Genomic DNA, 24244 nt, shown 5'->3' with positions numbered 1-24244 from the left:
ATAAATATTTTAGCCCAAATTATACTATGCTATGATAGAATTAACCCCAATTAAACTAGATGACGGTACAACTATTTACGTTGAAGCTACAGAAGATTTGGGCATTCCGACGGTAGACAGTCCAGAAAATGTAGCAGAAGACGAGAACGAAGAACAAGGTCTTCAAGACAAGGGTATGAGTGCTACTGAAAAGCTAAAACAGCAACTAATAAAACACGCCCAAACAATTGAAAGTACGATCCGGGGTTATACTATTATTGGCTTAAATGCTTTTAAGAAAAAGAGAATACCTAATGTAGAGAAAGTCACCCTAGAATTCGGCATTGAATTGGGTGGAGAAGCTGGTATTCCCTATGTAACCAAAGGTACTGCTAAAAGTAATCTCAAGGTGACAGTTGAATGTTCGCTTCCTGAGCAAGTTGAATAAACAACATCATAGTGCTGTGCGCAGGCAACAGGCAACAGGCAACAGGCAACAGGCAACAGGCAACCCACCCCTAACCCCTCCCAGGAGGGGAATAAATTGCCGTTTACGCAGCATCTCCGTTGGAATAATATAAGACTTTTAGTAGTTAGATTATTGGGGTGGGGGCGGGTTTACTCAGTCGTGGGTGATATTATTAACTTAACGCGGAACCCGCCCCTACTGGACTGACACATCTAATTTTATGTATTAGATTATTGGGGTGGGGGCGGGTTTACTCAGTCGTGGGTGATATTATTAACTTAACGCGGAACCCGCCCCTACTATTGCAACATTTTAGCTGTGTCGGTCCACTACGACTTAGATTAACTCATCATCTCAATTCAACAATCCGATCGCTCGTCCCTTCAATGTCTCAGCCGTGATACCATTAAAAGCCATCACCTGACCAGCACTAGAAGCAGTCTCACCCCGACGCCAAGCAAAGGTATCCCGCTTAACCTGACTCCGTAACATTATCGGTTCCAACATTAAACTCGCACCGCCAGTCACGCCAATTAAGGCATCACCACCAAATAACTTTTCAAAACCAGCATCATCTAAAAATCCGCCATCAGCTTCAGAGCAAGTATCCCAACCTGTATCCTGGGAACGATACAAACGGCGGGGATTAATCACCGAGACTATGCGCACCCCAATACCTTCAGTTTCCAAATAAGCAGCAGCTTCAAATACTGGAATTAATGGCATATCTCCCACTACCGCAAACACAACTGTCTGGTCTCCTGCAACTTCTTGGAGAACAACAGCACCATCCCGCAACCCTTGTCTTGTCTGTTCAAAAGTAGTCCGAATTGGTAGCGGAGATTTACTTGCAGTGATTGTTATACCCTTATTCTTGGTTGTCAGCGCCCACTCATAGCAAGCTTGAATACTGTTAGCATCGGGTGGGAACAGGGCAAACACATTCCCATTGCGCATCATCGCTGCAAAATAAGCCTCAATTTCTGGGCGTTGGTGCGTCCAACCGTTGCGCCCCTGCTCTAATGCTCCCGCAGTAAATAATGTAATTGTTGAAGGAGTCAGGTGACGCAATTCAGCCATTGCTTGGGTGACAGTCTGCCAAATAGGTACGCCGTTAATAGCAAAAGATTCATAGGAACACCAAACTGTCCTCGCTCCCATCAATGCCAAACCCGCAGCCATTCCCGCACAAGCATCTTCGCTCAAAGGTTCGTAAACCTGACCTTTCGGACCTTGGAAATAAATGTCGTCGGGGGTGGGGTGAATAATTTTCAATGCCTGGTTAACATTGTTAATTCCCGATGCAGCGTTACCATCCGCATTTGTCAGCAAGAAATGAGGGTCTTTTTGACCGACATGAGCTATTAATGCTCCCATTGCAGTTGTGGCAACTTTCGGATCTCCACCAACGGCAAATTCTTCTAGAGGTAGTTGACCTAATTCTGCTAGCGGGTATTCAAATTCAGTGACAACAGTTTTAGATGCAGGCCCCCCACCAGCACGTTCGCAATTTTTCCGGACTAATTCCCAACCTGCTACTGGTAAAGCACGTTCTTTGAGAGCGTCGATCATGTGGGGACTGTCGAGAGTATCTTTAGGATACAGGTTGTGAGATTTTGAACCTCTAGCATGAACCCCTGTACCTTTAAGTTGTTTGATAATAAAAATGGTGAGTTTGCCACCGAGAGCAGATTTTGCAGCTTTATCCACATTTTCTAATACAGCTTTTGTGAATTCTAGACGCTTTTCAAAAGAGAAAGCACTGCTATCTATATAATCTCCTGCTTGGTTTTTGTCGTCGAAGTCTTTAGCATCTACCAGTACTACTTCTGCGAAACCGTTGCCTTTCCAATAGGCAATCATTTCTTCATTGGTTTTGGTAGATACCATACTGTGGTGTTCTTGACTGTAACCATTCCACACTAATACTGGTAAAAAGTTGGTAACTTCAGGATAAGCAGTATTGAAATGTGCCATGGCGCTGACTGGGTATGGTTCGCCCATACCACCATCTCCCATGGTAAATGGAAATAGAGTGTCACGGTGTAATAATGCTGCTGCCATGGCGAAGTGTTGCCCTTGACCCAGTGGTCCGGCAGGGTTTAAAAGTCCTGGGATGCAGCCAGATAGGTGCCCGAGAAGTCCGTGCATTTCCCGGAAGCGATCGCGCATTTGCTGTACTGTGGAAATTTCCATGTCTTCCAGGGAGCGGTCTAAAAATGCAGCGCTATAAAAACCGGGGGCATGATGCCCGACTTCTGTCATAATATTTTTGTAGCCTAACATTACCAGTGCTGCATAAGCTTCAGCTTGACTGGCAAAACCACCAGGGTGTCCTGATGCTTTACTGCCTGTGACTTGTAGCATTAGGTAACGGAGAGCATCAGCATAGAGGAGAGTTTGATATACCCCAGCAGGGTCCCTTGGTGAGGCGATCGCTTTACTTCCTTCTGCTATTGCTGGAGTATTAGCGTGGGTCTCAAAATCAGGCCAAGCTTCTCCAAAATATTGGATACCTTCGCAAAAATCTGGAACTGTTGTTGGTTTTGGCGTTGTTGCAGTCATATAAATTTGTCTGTAATTTTTATCTATTTAATTTTCAGTTAACAATAATTTAACATCTACGGGGATCGATGTTAATTTCTTTTACTTTGAGTATTAATAAGCTCTAGCAATGTTTATTAAGTTCTATCTAAATTGAAAAAAACTTAACAGTTCAAGTCATTAGAAAATCAAAAAGATAACTAGATAAGAATATGACTCCGACCCAACTACCAATGTCAAAAGCTTATACTCTCATTCAATTTCTCCAATGGGTGGTTCACTTATTGACATTTTTTCATAAATGTGGTTAAGAATATGACTATGTATTTCAGGTTCAGCTTGATGGTCTGTCATATTCTTCAGTCACTCCCAGGCCATTATTAATTGTTTAAAAACAGTTTCTAAAAGAAAATTGCTTTTCAAGGATTTTTTGGCCTCAACAACAAAATTGCGAGATATAGCACTACATAATTAGGGCGCGGACAATACTAAATGCTGAAAGTAAGTCAGAGATGACTTTTGACTTTTGACTTTTGACTTCTAACTTGCCCGTAGCGAGATACACCCTAATATTTTTATATTATTTTTGGGTGCATCTCCTCACAAACAAATATCTGAAGGATATAATGAATTTAGGTTTTAAAATTGACGTAGGTTTGCCAGAAATTAGACCTGTGAACCTACACTTTTTCTTTATGCTTACGTTTCAGGAAAGTTGTGCCTAAAGCACTTAGGGCTAATAAACCTAAAACTGAAGCCGGCTCTGGTGTTTTTTCGATATCCCCAACTGTAAAATCATCAAATGCAAAAACATCTCCCTGTCCAGTAGTTGTCAAAAAGTCAACAGACATAAATTTTTCAGAATGATCCTCAGCAACTATACCAAAAAAGAGGACTGAACCATCTGTACTACCAAAGCTTCCGACTGTATTAGGAACTGTAAAGGTCTCTATTGTTCCGTTTGATAGCTCTACCGCGAGCTGACCAGCAAAATCACCAATATCAATACCATAGAAACCAAAAGCCCCAACTGCTGTGTCAAAGTCTACTTGAAAGTTATTAGATCCACCTGTTGATAATTCCCAGAAGTTAGTACCAGAAGTACCGTATCGACCAACTCCATTCGTGCTACCAACAGGAACAGACCGTATTCGTCCCCCCCCACCAGAAAGAGTAGCTGTAATATCAGAATCAGGGAAAGTTAAATCTAATAGTCCACTTGCTCCTGTAGCAAATCCTTCAAAATCTTCAGTTCCTACCTCAACTAAATTAGATAGAAAATTGGATTCAGCATCAGAGGCATTGGGAAAAGAAGCCAAAGGTACAGAATTACTATTATTCAAGTCTTCTCCAAAGAAAATTTGAAAAGCCTGTGCAGGAACATTGCCAAAAGTTATGATAGTACCAAAAGCAAGGGCACTAGAAACAATAGTTCTGGTGAGTTTTACACTTTTTACAGCAGCAACAGTTTTGTTCAACATGATTAAATCTCCTGAGAAAATTCATTACCTGATATTGTTTCAGCGTTACTCCGGAAATTTATGCAAATTTTTTTTGCCTCACGAGGTCAATAAATGCCTGAAAAGTTCTAGCAGTATGGAATAGAGAAAATAAAAATTACACAATAAATCAAATCAAAATCATTTCCATAGAGGAGTAACTACTTTGCAGTTGTCCCTATCTTGAGTTGACTTATTGTTCAAATAAAAACCTAAATAAAAACCTAAAAAGCGTCGGGAGGAATTACGCAGCGCCCGTTTTAACGGCTGGTTAAATAACGACACGCGGGTAATAAGAAGAAGGAAAAATAATGTGGGCCTTGCATAAATGCGGAATGTAGGTTAGTAGTTTTGTGGAATGGGCATCTTGCCCGTTCCCAAATTGTCTAAATTGCGAGATACACCCTAATACTTTTATATTATTTTTGGGCGCATCTCCTCACAAACAAATATCTGAAGGATATAATGAATTTAGGTTTTAAAATTGACGTAGGTTTGCTAGAAATTAGACCTGTGAACCTACACTTTTTCATTCTGCTTACGCTTCAGGAAAGTTGTGCCTAAAGCACTTAGGGCTAATAAAACAAGTATAGAAGCAGGTTCAGGAACTGAAGTTACGACCTTCCCATCTCTTACCGAAAACTTATACCTTCCTAAAACATTACTATTGAGGCTGTTACTAACTAATGCACTACTCCCTCCATCAATGAAAGCTCCATTAACTCCAGATCCAGGTAACTCAAAAAATGTCCCTGGGTCGCCAGTACCATTGGAAAAACCTACACGAGCAGACTCGCCGCCTAAACCTTGTGAGTTACCACCACTGGCCTCACCACTTTCCCACAAAATCTCGTTGTAGTTAAACTCAAAGTCAAAGTTACCAACTCCAGTATCAGAGCGATCGATTAATACTAACTGAAAGCTATTGAGTGGAACACTTTGAAAGTAATGAGCGACATTAATCCAGTTAACACCGAAAGCATCACGACCATCTACAATATCTGTGCCATAGGTAACAGGATCGCCGGGGCCACGAGTATCTACATCAGCGAAAAATGGTGCAATGATTTGCCGAGTTGTGTTAGTCAGATTGAATGGTGTAAAAGTAAATAAATTCTGGTCAAATGTAACGTTTCCGTTGTTGTTGATGTATAGTTGGTCGGAGATGAAGCTGCCGAAATTAATATCAAAGCCCATTGAAACTAGACTTGTCGAACCATCATCATTGCGTGGCAGGGTATTTGAGTTAAATCCTGACCTGATAGCAGCAGCATTAGCAGTTTGGGTATTACCGAAAGTCACGCCTAAAGTTGCTAATCCTACTGTTGCTGTAGCTATTGATAGTTGTTTAACAGTTTTGTTCAACATGATTAAATTTCCTGAGAAAATTCATTACCTGATATTGTTTCACCGTTACTCCGGAAATTTATGCAAAAATTTTTTGCCTCACGAGATAAAAATATGCCTGAAAAGTTGTAGCAGTATGGAATAGAGAAAATAAAAATTACATAATAAATCAAATTTTGAAGAAGACAAAAGACAAAAGACAGAAGACAGAAAGCAGAAGGGAAAATTAATTATCGATTCAAACCCCAAGCAATTTTAAGCATTTTAATCATCTTCCAGACTATTTCATCTTTTGAAATTCAAAACAATAAAAATTATCCCGAAAATATCCAACACCAGGATATTGTTCGAGATATTCCATAGCAATTGTCGAAGCAAAGGCCAGGACAGGTCAAAAGCTTAAAACTCAGACAGCGTAATACTTTTTCTTCTTCCTTCTTCCTTCTTCCTTCTTCCTTCTGCTATCTAATTAACGATAATTTGTAAATTGTAATGGCACAGGTAAATCTTCTTCTTTTAACCTTTGCATTACTGCTTGTAAATCATCTTTAGACTTAGCAGAAATTCTGACAGAATCACCTTGAATAGATGCTTGTACTTTCTTAAATTCATCTTTAATCAACTTAGTGATTTTTTTAGAAATTTCTTGAGTAAGACCTTTTTGCAGTTTAACTTCTTGCCTAACTCTACCGCCACTAGCAGATTCCACCTTACCAAAATCAAATATCTTTAACGATAAATTACGTTTCGCTGCTTTAGTTTGTAAAACAGTATGAACTGCATCTAAAGCAAATTGACTACTGGTATTAATCGTAATTGTATCTTCTGCCAATTCTAATGTCGTATTAGAATCTTTCAAATCATAACGAGCTTTTATTTCTCGCTCTGCTTGGTCTATAGAATTAACTAATTCTTGTCTATCAAAATCGCTGACTATATCAAAAGATGATGTAGATGCCATAATTATTGAATATATATATTACTGTTGTTTAACTTTAAGTATTAAAAAATTGACTACATTAATATAACAGTCGAAGGAAATCTTAGGACAGTTCAAAATTTTAAAATTAAAACTTTTTGTTCTGCTATACCATGAATTAATTTGAGACTTTTGATTGAAAAAAACTCTTTATATCGTTTTTATTTCAGGTCTTGATATTAGGAAAAAAATTCCTAATACCAACAAATAGTATTACCTTTAAATTTTAATTGAGAAACAGAAACTATTCTAAATTAAACCAGAATCATAGATTAAAAATTATTAATACTAATCAAACTGAGAATAAATAAAATAGTAGTACCAGAAGAACTAACAACAAACATTAGCGATCGCCCAATAGGCACATTCAAAATATAAAATATTGAATAAAAAAATCGCCCAACCACAAAAGCAATTGCCGCTCCCATTGCCAAAATAGAATCCTGTTGTGTTAGATATGCCATCAAAGAAGCTGCTGTAAACACAATAAAAGTTTCAAAAGAATTTTGATGTGCCCAGGTTGCCCTCTTAGCATAATCAGGCAATTGTTCAAACATAGCTCTAGGCGCACCCAGGTCATAGCCTACTTTAACACGACCGTAGGCTACCACCAAAAAAGGTGCGTAGACTAGCACTGCTCCTATTACTATGGAATCTAATAATATTGATGACGCTGGTAACTCCAACAAACTCATTTTTTTTGCTATATTAATCTAGATAGAACAGAGTTACTACTTTACGTTGTTCTTCTGCATCTTGACAAGTCTTCAACAAAGTATTACTTTCGTGAAACGCAAAACAAATAAGCTGTTGACATCGAGAAATAATTTCCTGATTACATATAGAGCTTGCTTCTCCTAAAGATAATTGATCATTTTTAGGATTTTCCACTAAATGAATAACCTTATCCAGTTCTTGGCGAGATTCTCTCGGTTGCCGTTTCATACTTTGAGGTAAAATAACAGTAACTAGATTAGGATCGGCTCTCATTGCCCCCCGAACTACTGCTAAATTAGTACCTGTTGCACCTGATGTAATAACATGATTAGATCCTAAAACCAAGGCATAACTTAACAACTCAATTAATTGTTGATGAGTAATAGGAACATGGCGAGAACCCAACATAGCAATTCTTTTAGAACCTGTTTGTTGGATTGCTAAAAGTTCCTGTAAAAAATCATCTACCTTGGGAATATCAATTGATTGACTCAAAGATTTTATCTACTGTAATAAAATTGCCTAAAGGATTATAACAATTAAATATATTTTTGTACATCTATACCTGCTGTAGGAAAAATAACAATTGATCGTTAAAAATCAATCGCTCAAAACTCCAGGATGGGCAAAAGCTTTTGCTCAACCAGCTCAAGAATTCCCACCTACTACTTTACCAATTATTTCTGGTGCTGTACCCTCTGGATTAAGAGGTTGTTTATATAGAAATGGTCCTGCTAGATTATCCCGGAATCAACAAAAAGTAGGACACTGGTTTGATGGAGATGGTGCAATTCTAGCAGTGCATTTTAATTCTTCTTTTCTAGAAGGTCAAGAACCTTGGGCTACTTATCGTTATGTGCAAACAGCAGGGTATCAGCTTGAGACAAAAAAAGAAAGATTTATTTTTGGTGGTTATGGAATGAACCCTCCAGGAAATCTGTGGTATAAGCTCACTCAGCCAATAAAAAATGCTGCTAATACCTCTGTTTTGGCTTTGCCAGACCGACTTTTAGCACTATGGGAAGGTGGACATCCCCACTCTCTCAATTTGGAAACTTTGGCAACTTTGGGACTAGAAGATTTAGGAGGCTTAGAAAATCATCAAAGCTATTCAGCACATCCTAAAATAGATAGTGTCACAGGTGACATATATAACTTCGGAGTAACTCCTGGACTAAATAGCTCGCTCAATATATACCGCAGTAATAGTACTGGAAAAATTCAGCAAAAAGGTCTGATTCCCATATCTGGTGTCCCTCTAATTCACGATTTTGTGTTAGCAGGTCCATATCTAATATTTTTTATTTCACCAGTACGTTTACAACTACTGCCAGCTTTTACAAAGATAAAAAGCTTTAGTGATGCTTTAACCTGGCAACCAGAGCTAGGAACACAGATTTTACTGGTTGATTGCTCATCTCTACAACTCATCAGTCGTCAAGAAACGGAACCCTGGTTTCAGTGGCACTTTGGCAATAGCTATGTAGACTCGGATGGCACAATATTAGTCTACTTAATCCGCTATACAGATTTTGACCAAACAAATAAGTACCTTCAAGACGTACCTACTGGCCAAACTCATACTCCTGCTAATGGGATATTTTGGCAGATACGCCTAGACCCTAAATCTGGTCGTATCATAGATAGTTATAAATTATTAGACATTCCCTGTGAGTTTCCTACGGTTGCTCCTGCTAAGGTCGGAAAACCATCTCGCTTTACTTATTTGTCAGTTCATCAACCGGGAATAGATATTAGTCAAGAAATGTTTGGGGCGATCGCCTGTTTCGACCATCACAAAAATACCCTTACTACCACCGATTTAAGGCCAAACTGCTACCCAATGGAACCTATCTATGTCCCTGATGCTGAAGATGCTCAGAAAGGATGGGTATTAACTGTTATTTTTGACGGAGAGCGCAACTGTAGTGAGGTCTGGATATTTGATGCTTCTAACTTAGATGCTGAACCTGTTTGTCGGTTAGCCTTACCAGAAGTTATACCAATGGGTTTCCACGGTATTTGGAGTCAGGAGCATTGAAAAAGGCAAAAGGTACCTATGCTGAAGGTCTAATAATATCAAATCCGGTTAAACAGTTATAGATTGGTTAAGTCTTGAGGAGTCAACCCACCCGCGCGCTCCTCCCAGGAGAGGGAGGACTGAGTCAGGAGGAGAGAGAATCACTTTGATGAGCGTAGTTATGACGATTGAATAATTTTTTTATGTCTAATTCAACGGATTTGATATAACAATTACCAAAAGTAAGATTATACTTAGGTAGCACTTCAATTATTAAGTAATTAACACAAGCTAAATTATCTTTTTGATAATTAGGGCTTACATATCAAATATAAAAGCATTGACAGGTAAAGGTTTTAGCTTTTTTTCGCTATAAAAAAGTGCAACTTTTTAAGCTTGAGCGACCAAAAAGTTAGGATAAAAGGCAGAATAATTGCAGAAAAATCAAGGGATAAAATATCCGACTATCTCCTCTAAATCCCCCATTCCTCCTGAATCCTGACTCTTTAATCCTGACTTCCCCTCCTGGGAGGGGGAGGGGCCAGGGGTGGGTTCACTCCTACCTCATAGCAAAAGACTTCCATAAGCAAACCCTAATTACCACGCTGGTTAGCATTAATTATTCTTGTTTTTACTTCCACTCCTGGGAGCAGGTCTAATTTTTTGTCGTCAGAGAATATTTACAACCCTATTTTTTTTGAGATTCTGTGCTTCCCACACTCCCCACACTTCCCACACTCCCCACCCCCTCTTCCTTTTTTTTCTAGTGACAATAAATTGACCCTGCCTCCTGGGAGGGGTTAGGGGTGGGTTCACTCCCTTGCCTTTCCCCATAACCCCAAACAATTTCAAGCACCGTGTAGACGGTGGAGTATTAAACCCGTAAAAGAAAAGATAATTTTTTGACTAAATCTCTAGCTGAAAATGACTGAGCAAATGCTCAAAGTTGAAGTCTTGTGCCATTAGTCTATTCACACATTCTACTTTCATAGGTTCGTGTAAACGTACAGTACCAAAAGTTCTATCTATAATTTCTACAGTAGATAGAGTATCACAGTCCACTGACAAAACAGGTACTTCCACATACTCAGCACGACGCAGTACTAACTCATCCGGAGGCAGTTGCCCAGTTAAAATTAGACAATGGGTAGAAGTTTCTAAAGCTGCTAGTTGAATGTCTGTGCGATCGCCTCCGGTAACTACTGCCATATTTGTAGTTTTACGGAAATATTTAATAGCTGCACTAACATTCATTGCACCAATTGTCAAGCTTTCGACCATTAAATCCAGACGGTCAGGGCGACAAAGTACCTGGGCGTTTAATTGTTTAACTAATTCTGCCACTGTGACACTGCGCAAGAGACTGCTTCTCGGCAATATTCCTAATACAGGAATTTTCCTAGACTCTAGAAAAGGTCTCACTAAAGTAGTTACTGTTTCTTGTGCTGCTAGTGATACATCATTAATGACCACACCCAAAAGGGAACTACCCAAACGTTGTTTAGCTGAGAGTAAAGAGTCTATATAAGAACCAGAATTTGGACGAGTAACCAAAATTACGGCAGCATTAAGAATTTCCGCAACTTGTACTATGGATAGTTCAAATAGATTACCCTCATCTAAATTACTTGGTCCTTCTAATAAAACTAAATCTTCTCCTTCTACCTGTAGATATTGAGCTAGAGATTTTTGATAGTCAGTGTTGTCCTCTCCAAGCAAACGCTTTGTGATAGTACTTTCATCTAGCATCAACAGAGTTGGCCGAATACTATTTTCTGAAAGCTTGAGAGTTTCAGTAATAAACTTTACATCAGCATCAATTTCTACAGATACTGAATTTAAAGAGTTTCCCAAGGGTTTTCCATAAGCAATGCTTATCCCTTGCTTTTGCAGCTTATGGGCTATTCCTAAAGTAATTGTAGACTTGCCACTGTAAGCTTCGGTCGATCCAATTAGCAAATGATTGGCAGATTTTGGCACACCCTCACTCCCGCAATCAATGAACTTGTCAATGTCAATATAATTTGGATTTTAGATTAAATGTTGTCAATTTGTTTCACATTTTTAAATTATAAGGTTGACACTCCCGCGCCGTCAAACGGCGGGAATTGTTAAGAAATATAAATCCTTAAAGGGTTAGCCAAAAGCCCCCTATACACTCGCTCAAAATTGAGTTTGTGCTTACTTTTCACTAAAATATTGACACTACCATTAATATCTTCTGAAACCAAATGTTGAGCTTTTGTCTGATACAACCCATACTTTATTCTGTTACCCGAAAATTTAGTTTGACTGGGGTTATTGGCATTGTCAACAGGTATTTATCTCGGTCGTAAAAACTCACCTTGGACGAGTAAGACTGTTGTTGTTCCAAATAGTCAATTCCGTATCGAAAACACAAGGCTTTAAGTTTTTGCCTCAATTGCCAAAAAGGAATCTGAACAAAGTTTTTATTGTTGGAGTGACCAATATTAATCTCTTGTTTGATATTTTTAGTATATAGCGACATTAATCAAATGTAAAACACTGCTAAAAGCACGGGGTTTCAAATCCAAACTTTTCGATGAGAACAAGATTAAATCTCAGGAATTACATTTCAAGCTGAATCACTCATAGCGAAGTAACTTTCCATAAAAATTCTTAGAAAAATCTACATTACGAGTACGATGATAAATTAGCAATACATCGATTAAAGAATCAACAAACTCATAAGTGGCCATTGTTGTATCATAACTAAGCTCCTGATTACCATCAAACTGCATTCGGCAACGAGTTATGTCTGCAGGTAATATAGAAACATTCCAGGTGATAACAAAAGGGATATTTTCTCCTCCTTCTATACCTCTCGCTCCTTCAAGACTTTTTTGTTTGTAAAGACTAATAGCATGAGCTAGGTATTTACGTCTGTTATCTGGGTAATATGGAGTGTAAACAGCTATTTCCCCTTTTTCGGCTGGCTTTAATTGATTAATTGACATCCTCTAGTTTCCTGAATCAATAATATCCATTCCTCGGAAATTATATTATAAGTAACTATAGTCTCAATGTATAAAAGCTAAATTTAAGTCAACGTTTCAGCTGTCTTAAAAAATCAGCTCTAAAACTTTATATTACCTGTGGTGTAGCAATTGTTAGCCAAACTACCCTCTAGATTCTTGACTTACTAAATTCTTCACTTAACAAAGATTATATTTATAGTTTTTTCAGACGGAATTAGGTTAGTCTCTTAAAACATAAGAAAATTATTAGTGATTGGATCTTTAAGATTAATTTAGTTATGCCGAACAGTTCTTGGCCAAAAAATGATTATTATAGGGAAACCCAAATTCATCAAAACGATAATTTCTGTAACGAACAGCAAAATAATCAGGCAGCAGAAACTCAGAAATGCTTAGACCGGAGTCAAATCAAACAAGAAAAGGAAGTGTTAAGTAGTCATCAGAATATTTACGATGGTCGTAGACGTAAAGCAGCATTTATGTCATTTCTGATTTGGACCACTACTATCGCTCTGCACTTACTTTCCTGGGGATATTGGGTAATTTTAGGTCTGACTGGTTTACTATCAGTTCAACTTATGAGAATACTATTCGCTCAACCAAAACTACCTCCAAAACCTCTATCACAAGAAAATTCGACAGACTGGCCTTATATATCTCTGTTAGTAGCAGCTAAAAATGAAGAGGCTGTAATTAGTAAATTGGTAAAAAATATCTGTACTTTAGATTATCCAACCAATAATTACGAACTTTGGGTAATAGATGACAATAGTACAGATCAAACTCCTGTATTGTTAGAACAGTTGGCAAAAGAATATCAGCAGCTTAATGTTATTAGGAGAAGTCCAGATGCCAGTGGAGGTAAATCAGGCGCTCTCAATACTGCGATACCTTTGATTAAGGGAGAAATTTTAGGAGTGTTTGATGCAGATGCAGAGGTAACACCGGATCTCCTCCGAAAGGTAGTACCACTTTTTGCCAGAGAAAAAGTAGGGGCAGTACAAGTTAGAAAAGCGATCGCCAATGCAGGTCTAAATTTTTGGACAAAAGGCCAATCAGCAGAAATGGCTCTAGATAGTTTTTTTCAGGAACAACGAATTGCAATTGGTGGGATTGGAGAACTCAGGGGGAATGGCCAATTTGTACGTTTGAATGCCCTGAAAGAATGTGAGGGATGGAATGAACAGACTATTACTGATGATTTAGATTTAACAATTCGTCTACACTTGAACCAATGGGATATAGATTTTCTCAGTTTTCCTGCAGTAATGGAGGAAGGAGTAACTAACCCAAAAGCTTTGTGGCATCAACGTTCCCGATGGGCAGAAGGTGGGTATCAGCGTTATCTAGATTACTGGCAATTGATTTTGCGTAACCGAATGAGATTTGGTAAGACTTGGGATTTATGGCAATTTTTGGTGACCCAATATCTAATATCGGTTGCTGCTGTACCTGATTTTCTGATGGCAATAATTTTGCGTCGTTTACCCATCACCAGTCCTTTGACTGTGTTTACTGTAACAGTTTCTGTATTGGGAATGTTTATTGGTTTACGTCGAACTAGGAAACAAGAAAAGAGTATGGTTGGAGAAGGGAAGTTGGACTTTGTTTCTGAGAAAGAACATCCATTGTCTATACTACTTACTTTTTTAGAAAGTGTGCGAGGCACTTTTTATATGTTGCATTGGTTTGCAGTGATGGGCGCTACTATTACCCGGATGTCTATATTACCTAAGCGACTAAAGTGGGTAAAAACAGTTCATAAAGGGGATTGGGAAAGTTAAAAATTTAGGTTATTATTATCTAATTACTTAGTTTGATGGTAATTTGAACTACTCTTACTAGCGATCAATAATGTTTTTAACAGACTAAGTATCGGAGATGAAATATATAGCAATTCTATTTCTAAAGTGTGAAACCTAAATTTGATATTATTTAACTAAAATCACGATACTCAAAGTTATAGGCATAAAAATTTTTCAGATTTAGAATTGCTAAAATTATCATAAACTAATTAATTGATTGATCTACATAAAATTAATCTAATTACTTCTAATAGTAACATTGATCAAATAAATTCTGCAAATACCGTTTTGAACAAAAAGGAATAAAGAAAGTAGTTCCTTTTTAAAAGAAATAATTATCCTCCTTCAAGACTATTAATTAATAATTTAAGAAAAATTAAATTTGATTTGAACTATTAAGTAAATTCGCAAACATAATAGCTGCAAAATTTATCAAATAAATATCGGAGAACTTAAAACAATCATATTATCAACTTAAGAAAATTAAACGTTAAAGTTAGTATGGATTTATTAGAATATCAGGCAAAAGCTTTGTTTAGTGGGATGGGAATTCCTGTTTTACCATCTCAAAGAATAGATTATCCTAAAGATTTAAAAAAATTAAAAATACCTTATCCAGTCGTACTTAAATCTCAAGTTCATGCTGGAGAAAGAAGTAGCTTAGGTGGAATTAAATTTGTTGAAAATACAATTGATGCTGTGGCAGCAGCTCAGGCAATTTTTAATTTGCCGATCAAAGATGAGTATCCAGAAGTTTTATTGGCAGAAGCAAAATATAATGCTAATCAAGAATTATACTTAGCAGTTGTTTTAGATCCAATAGTACGCCGTCCTGTACTTCTCGGTTCAGCACAAGGAGGTATTGATACAGAAGCAGCGATGACAAGGATGCAACAGGTAGTTGTTAATCAACAATTTTCTCCCTTTTATGCACGTCGTCTAATGGTAAAAATTGGACTCGAAGGAAAACTGATAGAATTAGTGAGTCATATAGTGGAAAAAATGTATCAATTATTCATAGAAAAGGATTTAGATTTAGTAGAAATTAATCCTTTAGGTGTGAGTCCGACGGGAGAAGTCATGGCTTTAGATGGTAAAGTAAGTGTTAATGACCGTGCCCTAGGTCGTCATCTAGAATTGGTAAATTTAGTGGGCAAAAATATTACTAATAATGATGAAATTCAAGAGAAACAAGTAAGTCAAATAGACAAAAATTCTTTATTAATTACAAATAATACCAATGCAGCAGCTAATGAAAAAATTATTCCAGATTATCAACTAAAGTTTACAGAATTGCAAGGAAATATCGGAATTTTATGCAATGGTGAAGGTTTAACAATGGCTACTGTTGATTTGGTAATGGAAGCTAATGGAAACCCAGCAAATTTTCTGAATATTAAGTTGGGTGATTATTTGGAGATCAAGGATAGTTTACGAATAAAAATGTTTGCTGCTTTGGATTTAGTTAGTCAAAAGGAAAATGTAAAGGTAGTATTGGTGAATTTTCTAGGTATAGTTCAGACAAGTGATGAGTTGATTACTATAGTTTACGAGTATTTGAATAATTTAAAAACTATGGACAAGAGTAATATTATTTTTATACTGCGTTTATTAGGAGGTGAAGTGAGTAGAGCTAAAGAACGTTTATCAGGTCTACCAGTAGAGGTAATCGAAAATTTAGAAGATGCAGTTACTAAAGCTGTTTCTTTAGCTAAGTAGTGGTAATCAGAAGAGAAATTACATATAATTTTAACTCGAATATCATTAAGGGTAATAAATCAAAACCTTTGACTGATACTGATAATGATGGCCTGCTTAATAAATGCCTATACAAATAAGGGCTGAAGAATTATGAATTTAACTCTAGATAGTAAGGTAATAGTTCAGGGTGTTACAGAAAAAATGTCTACCCAGATAGCCTTAATGATGAAGTCCTATGGAACAAATGTAGTAGCAGGTATTAGTCCTGGAGAAGGGGGACAAGAATGGTCTGGTATACCTGTGTTTAGTTTGGTAGAGCAAGCAGTGGCAAAAGTGGGTATTATTGATACCACTTTGATAGTTGTGCCTGCTTATAGGGTATTAGATGCTAGTTTAGAGGCGATCGCTTCTGGCATTAAACAAATTGTCATCGTTACAGAAGGAGTGCCACCTCTAGATATGGTCCAGTTATTGAGAAAAGCTGAGGCTACAGAAACTCTGATTGTTGGACCTAACTGTGCAGGTATTATCGTGCCGGATAAATTACTGTTGGGCACTCATCCAACTCAGTTTTACACACCAGGCCCAGTGGGGATTATTAGTCGCAGCAATACTCTTACTTATGAAGTAGCTTGGGAATTAACAAAGTCAAGATTGGGGCAATCTATCTGTGTTAGTATTGGTTGCGATCCAATTGTTGGTTCTTCTTTTTTGCAATGGTTACAAATACTAGATGAGGATGACCGCACAGAGTTAATTGTTTTAGTAGGAGAAGTTGGTGGTGCAAGTGAGGAAATTGCAGCTTCTTATATATCAGAAACAATTGATAAACCTGTAGTTGCTTATATTGCTGGTATCTATGCTCCAATAAATCAAAATTACACTCACGCTAGTAGTTTAATTAGTGCTAGAAACTCAAGGGTAAAACATAATTTCCACAATCAGATGAAGAGTAAAATTTCAGCTTTTAAAGAATTTAAAATACCAGTAGCAAAACGACCTTCGGAAATCCCTAGCTTAGTGAAATATTCACTAGAAAAAAAGTATGTTTAATTGAATTTTTGACTAATTAATTATTAGTCAAAGTTAATGAAGTTTTAACTTTTTTAGTTTAAAGAGCTAAGTAAGAGTTTAGAGCTGATTTATAAAGTAAATCTTAAGTTAGCTAGTGGCCCAACAATCAAGTGAATTAAAGGGCCATAAATCATCGCTTCACTTACATCTGAATACACCTCATAATCTTTACTTAAATGTCGAAATCTATTCAACCAAGCAAAAGTGCCTTCAACAATCGATCACTTAGGTAGGCGCTCAAAAGTTTGGGCAGTTCTTCTGATGACTTCCACTCTAACGCGATACTGCTGACGCAAAGCTAGGCGAATGCCACAAACTTTCGCTTACTGCACTCGCAAAATTTTTACCAGAATAACCCTGATCTACCCAAAGCACCTCTAGTTTCAACAGCTTATCCTTAGCTTCATTCAGTACCACGACTGCTCCTAATCGTTCTGATTAAACCTGTGATTGCCAGGCAGACTTATAAGTATGTCTGATGTCAAATCCGGTGCTGATTCTCATTGTTAACAGACCCACTTCTAGTCTACTTCATATCAAATTTTCCTCATTGCTGAAAAATACAATTGTTTGATCACAAAGATTTCAGCTATTTTTTGGTGAGTCTGTTTAACCGGATTTGATGTAATTAGGGCTTGCTGATTAAATCTAAAAGCATTGACATATAAAGACAAGTGCCTTTTTGAGGTCGAAAAAAGTGCCTGGTTTTCAGCTCTTCATGCTCATGCATGGAGGGTATTTTAGGCAAAAGTTGGGCAGAGAAATCATTCTGACAATTCTTACTCCTACCTACTCTAAATTCCCCGTTCCTCCTGTCTCCTGTCTCCTGTCTCCTGTCTCCTACCCTTCACCCATAAGACTTTTTCAGCAAACCCTAATTATTATTTGTCTAAAGGGTGATGCTCTGCCAATAGTTTTTCAACTTTTGCTTCATCAAGTCTGGCAGTTATCCTTTGATATTCGTGATTATCTCTAATAGTTTTTGCTAGAGTAAAAGTGGAACCTACTGAGAATGTTAAACCCATTCCTAAAAAGCCTTTAATCCAATTATCTACAGGTAGGTAAATAATACCGATCGCGGTGCCAGAAGTAGCTAGAATAAAGGAAGCCCAAACTTGAAGTATCCATGCAGCAGTATCTTTTTGTTGAGTATATTTGTTAGTCATAAAATTATTACCTCAAATCAAAGTTTTTGGCTGATTTCTTTGTATTTTATATGTATAAACTTACAGTAATATTAGTAGAGTGACAGTTTGAATATATACACAGGTGATCACTCTTATTTTAGCTTTTTTTAAACGCTACAAATAGGGTTTGAGATGTACAACATGATATTTAGGAGTAGACAGTCAAGAAATTGTACTATAGCAGTACGTTTTTTGGTGTTTGACGATAAATTTTGGTTGTAATATCATGTCCGGTTAAATAACCTCACAATTATTAGAAATCTCCATAAAAGAGGGAGTAGGGACTAGGGGGAAAGAATTGATGAATAAAAGTACGATAATTGATTTTATTTTTTATGATTGGAGATGTCTATTAGACTAAAATCTTGATCATTAGGTAATTGGAAGTATGTGCAATTAGACAAACTTTTTATTAGATCATTTCCGGATAATTAGCTATCAAAAACCTTTTGCCTTTAAACCAATATTTCCTTCTGCCTTCTGCCCTCTGCCTTATGCCTTCTACCTTATTCAATTTGTAGGAGTTAACGGCCGTTAACCCCTACTATGTTTTATCGTCAAAAATTAACTTTTCTTTTGTTGATTCTTTTGTTCTAGAACAATTTCTTTCATGGCTTGAAATGAACGGGAATTTGATGCACCTTCAATAGCTTTCACTGCTAAATCTTGAACCTGTGTCAAGGTGGAATCTAATTGTGCAGATAAATTTTTAATTCGTTGTTCTTGATTTTGAATTGTCTGCTGTAAAGATTGAATCCGTAGTTCATAAAATTGCTTTTCTCCTTCGACTTCTTTTGCTAATAAATCAGATTTAATTTTCGCTTGATAAGTACCAATATTTCGCCCATTTTCCTTACCGTTATTAATATTAGACTCTAGTTCTTTTTTAAAGTTTTCTACCTCAGTTTTGACCTCTGCAAATTCTTTTTCCCGTTCAGAAATAGACTGCTCTCTTTCAGACCATATTTTCTCTTGTTGCTGTTGAAATTCTTCTAACTCCTTATACAAATTTTTCTTGTTTTGTTCATACTGGTCAATATCTAGATTGTGTTGCAAATTCAAGTCATATTTATAAGTTTCTTCATCTCGTTGGCGAGTTTTATTCTGCTGTTCATTTCGTTCTTTTATTGTGCGTTGATATTCCTGTTGTTCCTTTGACCAAGTTTGTTTACTTGACTCTATTTCTTGTTGTAATTCTTCCTGGCGATCGCTAAATTATTTCTCAAATTATTTGGCGCTTTGTTCATACTGTTGAACTAAATTATCTAAAGTATTTTCCTCAATATTTTCTAAACCATGCAAATTGTTTAATTGCTGAATTTCTTCTGTCACTTGCTGTCGAACTTCTTCTAATTTAGTTGCTTCTGAAGTTAGTTTTTCTGATAATTCACTGATAGCTCCACCAAAACCACTTTGCACCATCAACAAATTTTCAATTGTGTACTGCATACTTGGTTTGTTACGAGTTTGATTTAAGTTCATAAATTTTGTCACTTCTTTTTCTGGTTTTTTGGATATTGAATCTACAGAGGTTTTAGCTGTAGTTTTACTTTCCTGACTTAGCTTATCTCTTTCTGCTTCTAGGGCAGACTTTTCTTTTTTTAATTCTGCAAAAGCTTCTAAAATTTCAGCCTTGGTATTTTTATAATTAACTCTTTTAGCCATTTTTTTCTCCTGTTAAACTTGAAATTTTTCGATTGACTTGAGCTGCGATATAGCTGGGAAAATTTTGGCATAAATACCAACTAAGTAAGCATTCAGCTATTAGTGTTCAGCTCTCAGCTTTTTAATGAATGAAGTAAAAATAGGAGACTGACGACTGAATGCTTACGATCTACTGAATAGAGTAGACAAATATTAGGATTGCTGAATGGCTATATGATGAATGTAGTTTATAGCTTTTATCACAGTCGAAGGAAAGGTTAAAACTCAGAAAACATAATATTTTTTCTTCTTCCTTCTTCCCTCTTCCTTCTTCCTTTCAACAACAACTACTTAGTTTGAGCGCCGTTATTAGAACTAGCAAAAGCTCTCATAGCTAAATCTTGTGCTTGCTGTACTGCCTCTTGTAACTGAGTATAAATATCGTTAATTTGTTCAGTTTGTCGCTCAATTGTTTCTTCTAAAGATTCAATCTTTAACTCATAACCATTCTTCATTCCTTCCCACTCTTTGGCAAATAAATCTTCTTTAACTTTTGCCTGTCGAGTTGCTTCTTTAATTGCGTCATCTTTCGCTTTCACATAAGCCTGTTTCAACTCTTCTTCAAAACCTTCAACTTTCTGTCTATTTTCTTCAAATTCAACTTGATTTTCTGCCAAATAACTTTCTCTTTCCTGCCATTTTTTTTCTTTTTCTTGATTTAACTCTTGTAATTCTCGTTCCAACTTCCGCTTCATTTCTTCATATTCATCCATTTCAATTTTACGCTGATGTTCCAATTCATATTGATAGTCAGCAGCTTCATTTTCTCGTTGTTTAATTAACAATTGATTTTCCTCTTCAATTGCTGCTTCATACTCTTGTTGTTCCTTTTGCCAAGCCTTTCGCTTAGTCGTCATATCCTTTGCAATATTTTCTTGATGCTCACTAAAATTCTGCTCTAGAAATCCTAATTTTTCTTGATGTTCTTGAGTTAAAATATGCAAAGCATCAGCAACAACACGAACTTTTTGTAACTCTTGTAAATGTTTATTTTCAATTTCAATGGCAAGTTTTAACTCCTCAAGTTTAGTAGATTCTTGATGCAAATTATCTAATAACTGATTAATAATACTACCAAAATATAATTGTAAATCAGCCAAACCTTTAACAATACTATCTGTGGTATAGGTAGCAGCAGTTTCTAGGATTTGTTTCCCTTTTTCCTTCTCTGCTTCTTCCTCCTTAGTTGCCACTTTTGATGCAAGATTTTTCTTAGCAGCTAAAATTTCTTCAAATGATTTCATCACTCTAAATTTGCTACTTTCTGATGCAGTTTGTGTCATTTTTTTTCTCCATAATATTGATAATTTTACTAGCTTCATCTCCATAAATCACTCGCTGTTTGCGGAGCATGAACTTAGGAAATGCTAACTGTTTAAATACCGTTTGCGGAAAATTCCGTCAGGAAACGCTTTTTAATGTGATATAGTGACAACTAACCGAATAATTGAAGTTTAAAGCCTCTCCTTTAAAGGATAAACAAGAAAAAACTTTCATTATTAGTCAATCCTCTTGTTTTCAAGGAGGGGTAATAATTAATAATTAATTATTAATTGTTGATCCCAGCTTCCGAAGCTGCTTCAAAATAGCTTCATATTCTTGGGCAGTATTTAATTTTTTCCTAGTCGTTTCTGGAGCTAATGACTTGAGGATTTTCTGGCATTTTTCACAACGATTTCCTTTCCAGCAGTAGCAATTATCTACTAACTCTAAAAGAGTGGATTTTAAGCAATTATTTTCTGTTAGTAATGCCTGGTAATTATTTTGAATATATTCAACAACTAAACTAATATGCTGTAAATCTTGACTGAAGTTTTCCAGATCATTAATAGTATCAGTTCTAATTTGATGTTTAACTTCTAAATTCCCCCGTAAACTATCTTCCCATTGCTGGATTTCTGGTGTTTTTACACCCTGATGAATCCTGAATTTAGCAATTTTACTCATTTGTACCTCTTTAAGTTTTCCAATTTTTTTAATCATAAAACTACAAAAAAATTAAAGCTGAAAGCTGTAAATAGAAACGCAAAAAATGCATTAATATTAATATTGCGCCTCTATATATAGCGTCAGGCTAGTGAGGTACTTTTATCTTTCTTCCCTGTTGCCTGTTCCCTGTTGCCTGTTGCCTAAAGCCTAGAATTTTGTACCTCACTCTTTTTGGGAATTGCTATTTTTATGAAGATAATGCAGCAGCTAAAGACTCATTTCCCTGTGGTAACGCTTTATCATTACTAACATTTAAACTCAGCGAATAATTTCGATCACTATTAGTATGAGCTACCATCAAACTAGCAGTTTCTTCAGCAGATAAATTATCTAAGCAAACCATTTTTATAGTTCCTTCTAAGTCAATCATTCTTGATAGATTATTTTCATCAGAAAGCACTGCTGCTGCCTGCTGAATAATCGACCAATCTGTACGTTCTTGCCAACGCCATTTTAAGCTATAATAATTGATGGGTTTTACTACACCATTTTCATCTGGTTTTTGACCGCTGTGCTTGATAAATTCAGGCAGAAAAATTCCTGTTGCTGGCTCCACTCCTTGACTTTGAACTGAAGCAATTAAACGATTAAAATCATTCAAAGAACGACCTTTAATATATGTCACCATTAACACTCCATGAGGTAATTCTCCTGACTCAGCAATAAACCAGATTTGACCCCATAATGTATTAATTGTTTGACCTAAATTGCCGAAAAATTTGCTAAACTTGATGATTGTCATTGAGATTTTAGAACCATAATCTGTGTCTCCAATCACCCATTGTCCTGACTGACAATTATTACGAACAGCAATAGGAATTTCTGGTACTAATAAAGCTTGTTTCGGTTTAGCTCCAAACACATAAATTTTTGCTTTAACATTAGAATTAGACATCTTTTATTTCCTTTAGTTTTATTTTTTGTCTGCCTTGAAAAAAGTAGTAGGTTATATAACAGGCAACAGGCAACAGTGAGAAAAGTATCTCTGGCGTCTTACGGTTCATCATCAACATAAGTCAAACACCAACTCGTTCCTTGCTATGGTGAAACCATTGCCTGTTCAACCATCTCCGCGTCACCGCGTCCCCGCGTCCCCCCATCTCCCCATCTCCATCTCCCCATCTCCATCTCCCCATCTCCCCATCTCCCCATCTCCCCATCTCCCCATCTCCCCATCTCCCCATCTCCCCATCCTACCCCCACCAACCAATTTTTTCAGCAGTCTAATTAATTAGATATGTCGCCTTTGCTGGTTGTGGATATTGATAATCTGTAGTTGCTTCCTGCTGCGCTTTAATAATTCGCAATGCTCCCAACAAATGCTCTAACATTTCTATGTGAGCAGGAGTAAAGTGAATACTGAAGCCTTCCACGTCTCTTGCATACCCTGGGCAAACAAGAGAAGCTGAACTCTGTTCTTCATGGGTAGCAATATACAGCCAGTCTTCGTCTTCCAATTTGTAGTGTGTATCTGTCCAGGTTCTCAGCATAATGCTATCCTCCAGGTGAGCGGTACTTGTTGAGACTCTCATAAATTTACAATTAGCCAACTTGAGTATGACTCCATATATAGAGCCTAAATTTAATTGACTTAATTTTCAACCTTGCCAGTAGTGTCTCATGAGTTGACTTTTTTTTCAACTAAATCTATTGTAGCGCTAGTTGATTTTATCGTCAAGAGTAAAGTTGAAATTTTCGTCAAAGTTGCTTACAATGCTTATTAGGAGGTAAAAGCCGTGGAAAAAAGTTTTGGAAAGTTAATTAGACAGGCCCGTAAAGACAAAGGATATTCCCAACGAGAGTTGGCCAAATTCTTAGGAGTAGACTTTACATATTTGTCCAAGCTAGAAAACGATCGCGCCGACTATGCACCAAAAGAAGAAGTGATTCGTGGGTTAGCTAGGAATCTCGATTTGGATGAAGAGGAATTAATTTTCCTCGCTGGCAGAATTCCTCAACAGTATGAGGAGATTCTTAAGCAAAATCCAAAGGAGATGCTAGCATTGTTCCGACGAATGCAAGAAAATCCTGAGTTCGCTCACAGAATATCTCAAGCTGCAACAGAAGGAGAATAAAGCGTGAGTATCCTCAAACCGTATTGCTTTTATCGCAAAGAGTCGATTGAGCGTCGGGCAAATGATATTCTCAGACGAATGCATAAGACCACAAATTTTGCTCCCAGATGGCCTTTTGAAGCTTCTTTAGTTGCTGATTTTTTAGACTTGGGAGTG

At 36.9% G+C, this 24244-nt stretch carries 24 protein-coding genes and 1 pseudogene; 8 read left to right on the top strand and 17 right to left on the bottom strand.

What is annotated here, in order from left to right:
* Nucleotides 1-31: 31 nt before the first annotated feature.
* Nucleotides 32-427 carry a CU044_2847 family protein gene (locus F6K27_RS16090; RefSeq protein WP_287276043.1) on the top strand — a complete coding sequence of 132 codons (396 nt, stop codon included), beginning with the start codon at nt 32-34 and terminating at the stop codon, nt 425-427.
* Nucleotides 420-560, top strand: coding sequence for a hypothetical protein (locus F6K27_RS16085; RefSeq protein ID WP_287276041.1), 141 nt, complete (start codon nt 420-422; stop codon nt 558-560). The genes F6K27_RS16090 and F6K27_RS16085 overlap by 8 nt, the downstream gene beginning before the upstream one ends.
* A gap of 242 nt (nt 561-802) precedes the next feature.
* Here F6K27_RS16085 and F6K27_RS16080 read toward each other — a convergent pair whose 3' ends face one another.
* The 6 genes from F6K27_RS16080 to F6K27_RS16055 form a co-directional block, all read right to left on the bottom strand.
* Nucleotides 803-3013, bottom strand: a complete 2211-nt coding sequence (locus F6K27_RS16080; RefSeq protein ID WP_287276040.1) for a phosphoketolase — start codon at nt 3011-3013, stop codon at nt 803-805.
* A gap of 659 nt (nt 3014-3672) precedes the next feature.
* On the bottom strand, nt 3673-4473 hold the full coding sequence (locus F6K27_RS16075; RefSeq protein WP_287276039.1) for a PEP-CTERM sorting domain-containing protein: 801 nt from the start codon (nt 4471-4473) through the stop codon (nt 3673-3675).
* Between the two features lie 537 nt (nt 4474-5010).
* Nucleotides 5011-5859 carry a nidogen-like domain-containing protein gene (locus tag F6K27_RS16070; RefSeq protein ID WP_287276037.1) on the bottom strand — a complete coding sequence of 283 codons (849 nt, stop codon included), beginning with the start codon at nt 5857-5859 and terminating at the stop codon, nt 5011-5013.
* Nucleotides 5860-6307: 448 nt separating this feature from the next.
* Nucleotides 6308-6799, bottom strand: a complete 492-nt coding sequence (locus F6K27_RS16065; RefSeq protein WP_287276035.1) for a YajQ family cyclic di-GMP-binding protein — start codon at nt 6797-6799, stop codon at nt 6308-6310.
* Between the two features lie 290 nt (nt 6800-7089).
* Nucleotides 7090-7512 carry an MAPEG family protein gene (locus F6K27_RS16060; RefSeq protein WP_287276033.1) on the bottom strand — a complete coding sequence of 141 codons (423 nt, stop codon included), beginning with the start codon at nt 7510-7512 and terminating at the stop codon, nt 7090-7092.
* 13 nt (nt 7513-7525) lie between these two features.
* Nucleotides 7526-8029, bottom strand: coding sequence for a DNA recombination-mediator protein A (locus tag F6K27_RS16055; protein WP_124155252.1), 504 nt, complete (start codon nt 8027-8029; stop codon nt 7526-7528).
* A gap of 91 nt (nt 8030-8120) precedes the next feature.
* On the opposite strand from F6K27_RS16055, the gene F6K27_RS16050 reads away from it, so the two are divergent.
* Entirely contained in the window at nt 8121-9575 is a 1455-nt protein-coding gene (locus tag F6K27_RS16050) for a carotenoid oxygenase family protein (RefSeq protein WP_287276031.1), read from the top strand.
* 885 nt (nt 9576-10460) lie between these two features.
* Here the strand turns inward: F6K27_RS16050 and F6K27_RS16045 are convergent.
* The 3 genes from F6K27_RS16045 to ebsA form a co-directional block, all read right to left on the bottom strand.
* The gene (locus F6K27_RS16045; RefSeq protein WP_124155253.1) at nt 10461-11534 is read right to left on the bottom strand and encodes a phosphotransacetylase family protein; all 1074 of its coding nucleotides are present in this window, start codon (nt 11532-11534) and stop codon (nt 10461-10463) included.
* 283 nt (nt 11535-11817) lie between these two features.
* A complete protein-coding gene (locus F6K27_RS16040; RefSeq protein ID WP_205127411.1) occupies nt 11818-12063 on the bottom strand; it encodes a hypothetical protein in 246 nt (81 codons plus the stop codon).
* Nucleotides 12064-12160: 97 nt separating this feature from the next.
* The gene (ebsA, locus tag F6K27_RS16035) at nt 12161-12532 is read right to left on the bottom strand and encodes a type IV pilus biogenesis protein EbsA (RefSeq protein ID WP_124145616.1); all 372 of its coding nucleotides are present in this window, start codon (nt 12530-12532) and stop codon (nt 12161-12163) included.
* A gap of 299 nt (nt 12533-12831) precedes the next feature.
* Here ebsA and F6K27_RS16030 point away from each other — a divergent pair, with 299 nt between their 5' ends.
* The 3 genes from F6K27_RS16030 to F6K27_RS16020 all read left to right on the top strand — a co-directional run bounded on the left by F6K27_RS16030 (nt 12832) and on the right by F6K27_RS16020 (nt 17112).
* Nucleotides 12832-14337: a glycosyltransferase family 2 protein gene (locus F6K27_RS16030; protein ID WP_287276030.1), complete on the top strand. Its 1506-nt coding sequence runs from the start codon at nt 12832-12834 to the stop codon at nt 14335-14337.
* A gap of 522 nt (nt 14338-14859) precedes the next feature.
* Nucleotides 14860-16077: a succinate--CoA ligase subunit beta gene (locus F6K27_RS16025; protein ID WP_287276028.1), complete on the top strand. Its 1218-nt coding sequence runs from the start codon at nt 14860-14862 to the stop codon at nt 16075-16077.
* A 132-nt stretch (nt 16078-16209) separates the two neighbouring features.
* Complete coding sequence (locus F6K27_RS16020) at nt 16210-17112, top strand: CoA-binding protein (RefSeq protein WP_124145613.1); 903 nt, start codon at nt 16210-16212, stop codon at nt 17110-17112.
* 902 nt (nt 17113-18014) lie between these two features.
* Here F6K27_RS16020 and F6K27_RS16015 read toward each other — a convergent pair.
* From F6K27_RS16015 to F6K27_RS15985, 8 genes are all read right to left on the bottom strand, one after another.
* Nucleotides 18015-18299: a YiaA/YiaB family inner membrane protein gene (locus F6K27_RS16015; RefSeq protein ID WP_124145612.1), complete on the bottom strand. Its 285-nt coding sequence runs from the start codon at nt 18297-18299 to the stop codon at nt 18015-18017.
* Between the two features lie 585 nt (nt 18300-18884).
* Nucleotides 18885-19376 (bottom strand): hypothetical protein, encoded by a 492-nt coding sequence (locus F6K27_RS33675; protein WP_353735997.1) that lies wholly within the window; start codon nt 19374-19376, stop codon nt 18885-18887.
* A gap of 171 nt (nt 19377-19547) precedes the next feature.
* The gene (locus F6K27_RS33670; RefSeq protein ID WP_353735996.1) at nt 19548-19985 is read right to left on the bottom strand and encodes a hypothetical protein; all 438 of its coding nucleotides are present in this window, start codon (nt 19983-19985) and stop codon (nt 19548-19550) included.
* 326 nt (nt 19986-20311) lie between these two features.
* On the bottom strand, nt 20312-21307 hold the full coding sequence (locus F6K27_RS16005; RefSeq protein WP_287276026.1) for a hypothetical protein: 996 nt from the start codon (nt 21305-21307) through the stop codon (nt 20312-20314).
* A gap of 259 nt (nt 21308-21566) precedes the next feature.
* Nucleotides 21567-21971, bottom strand: coding sequence for a hypothetical protein (locus tag F6K27_RS16000; RefSeq protein WP_287276025.1), 405 nt, complete (start codon nt 21969-21971; stop codon nt 21567-21569).
* A 229-nt stretch (nt 21972-22200) separates the two neighbouring features.
* Nucleotides 22201-22908 carry a hypothetical protein gene (locus F6K27_RS15995; RefSeq protein WP_287276023.1) on the bottom strand — a complete coding sequence of 236 codons (708 nt, stop codon included), beginning with the start codon at nt 22906-22908 and terminating at the stop codon, nt 22201-22203.
* Nucleotides 22909-23051: 143 nt separating this feature from the next.
* On the bottom strand, nt 23052-23216 hold the full coding sequence (locus F6K27_RS15990; protein WP_287276022.1) for a hypothetical protein: 165 nt from the start codon (nt 23214-23216) through the stop codon (nt 23052-23054).
* A gap of 20 nt (nt 23217-23236) precedes the next feature.
* Nucleotides 23237-23503 carry a hypothetical protein gene (locus tag F6K27_RS15985; RefSeq protein WP_287276019.1) on the bottom strand — a complete coding sequence of 89 codons (267 nt, stop codon included), beginning with the start codon at nt 23501-23503 and terminating at the stop codon, nt 23237-23239.
* 246 nt (nt 23504-23749) lie between these two features.
* Between F6K27_RS15985 and F6K27_RS15980 the strand changes: the two genes are divergently transcribed.
* Nucleotides 23750-24088, top strand: a complete 339-nt coding sequence (locus F6K27_RS15980) for a RodZ family helix-turn-helix domain-containing protein (RefSeq protein WP_287276017.1) — start codon at nt 23750-23752, stop codon at nt 24086-24088.
* 3 nt (nt 24089-24091) lie between these two features.
* Nucleotides 24092-24244 (top strand): annotated as a pseudogene (locus tag F6K27_RS15975) (Zn peptidase); the annotation flags it as partial.

The sequence above is a fragment of the Okeania sp. SIO2F5 genome (assembly GCF_010692685.1).
GTDB lineage: Bacteria > Cyanobacteriota > Cyanobacteriia > Cyanobacteriales > Microcoleaceae > Okeania > Okeania hirsuta.
This window is presented reverse-complemented; position numbering and strand designations above follow the sequence as displayed.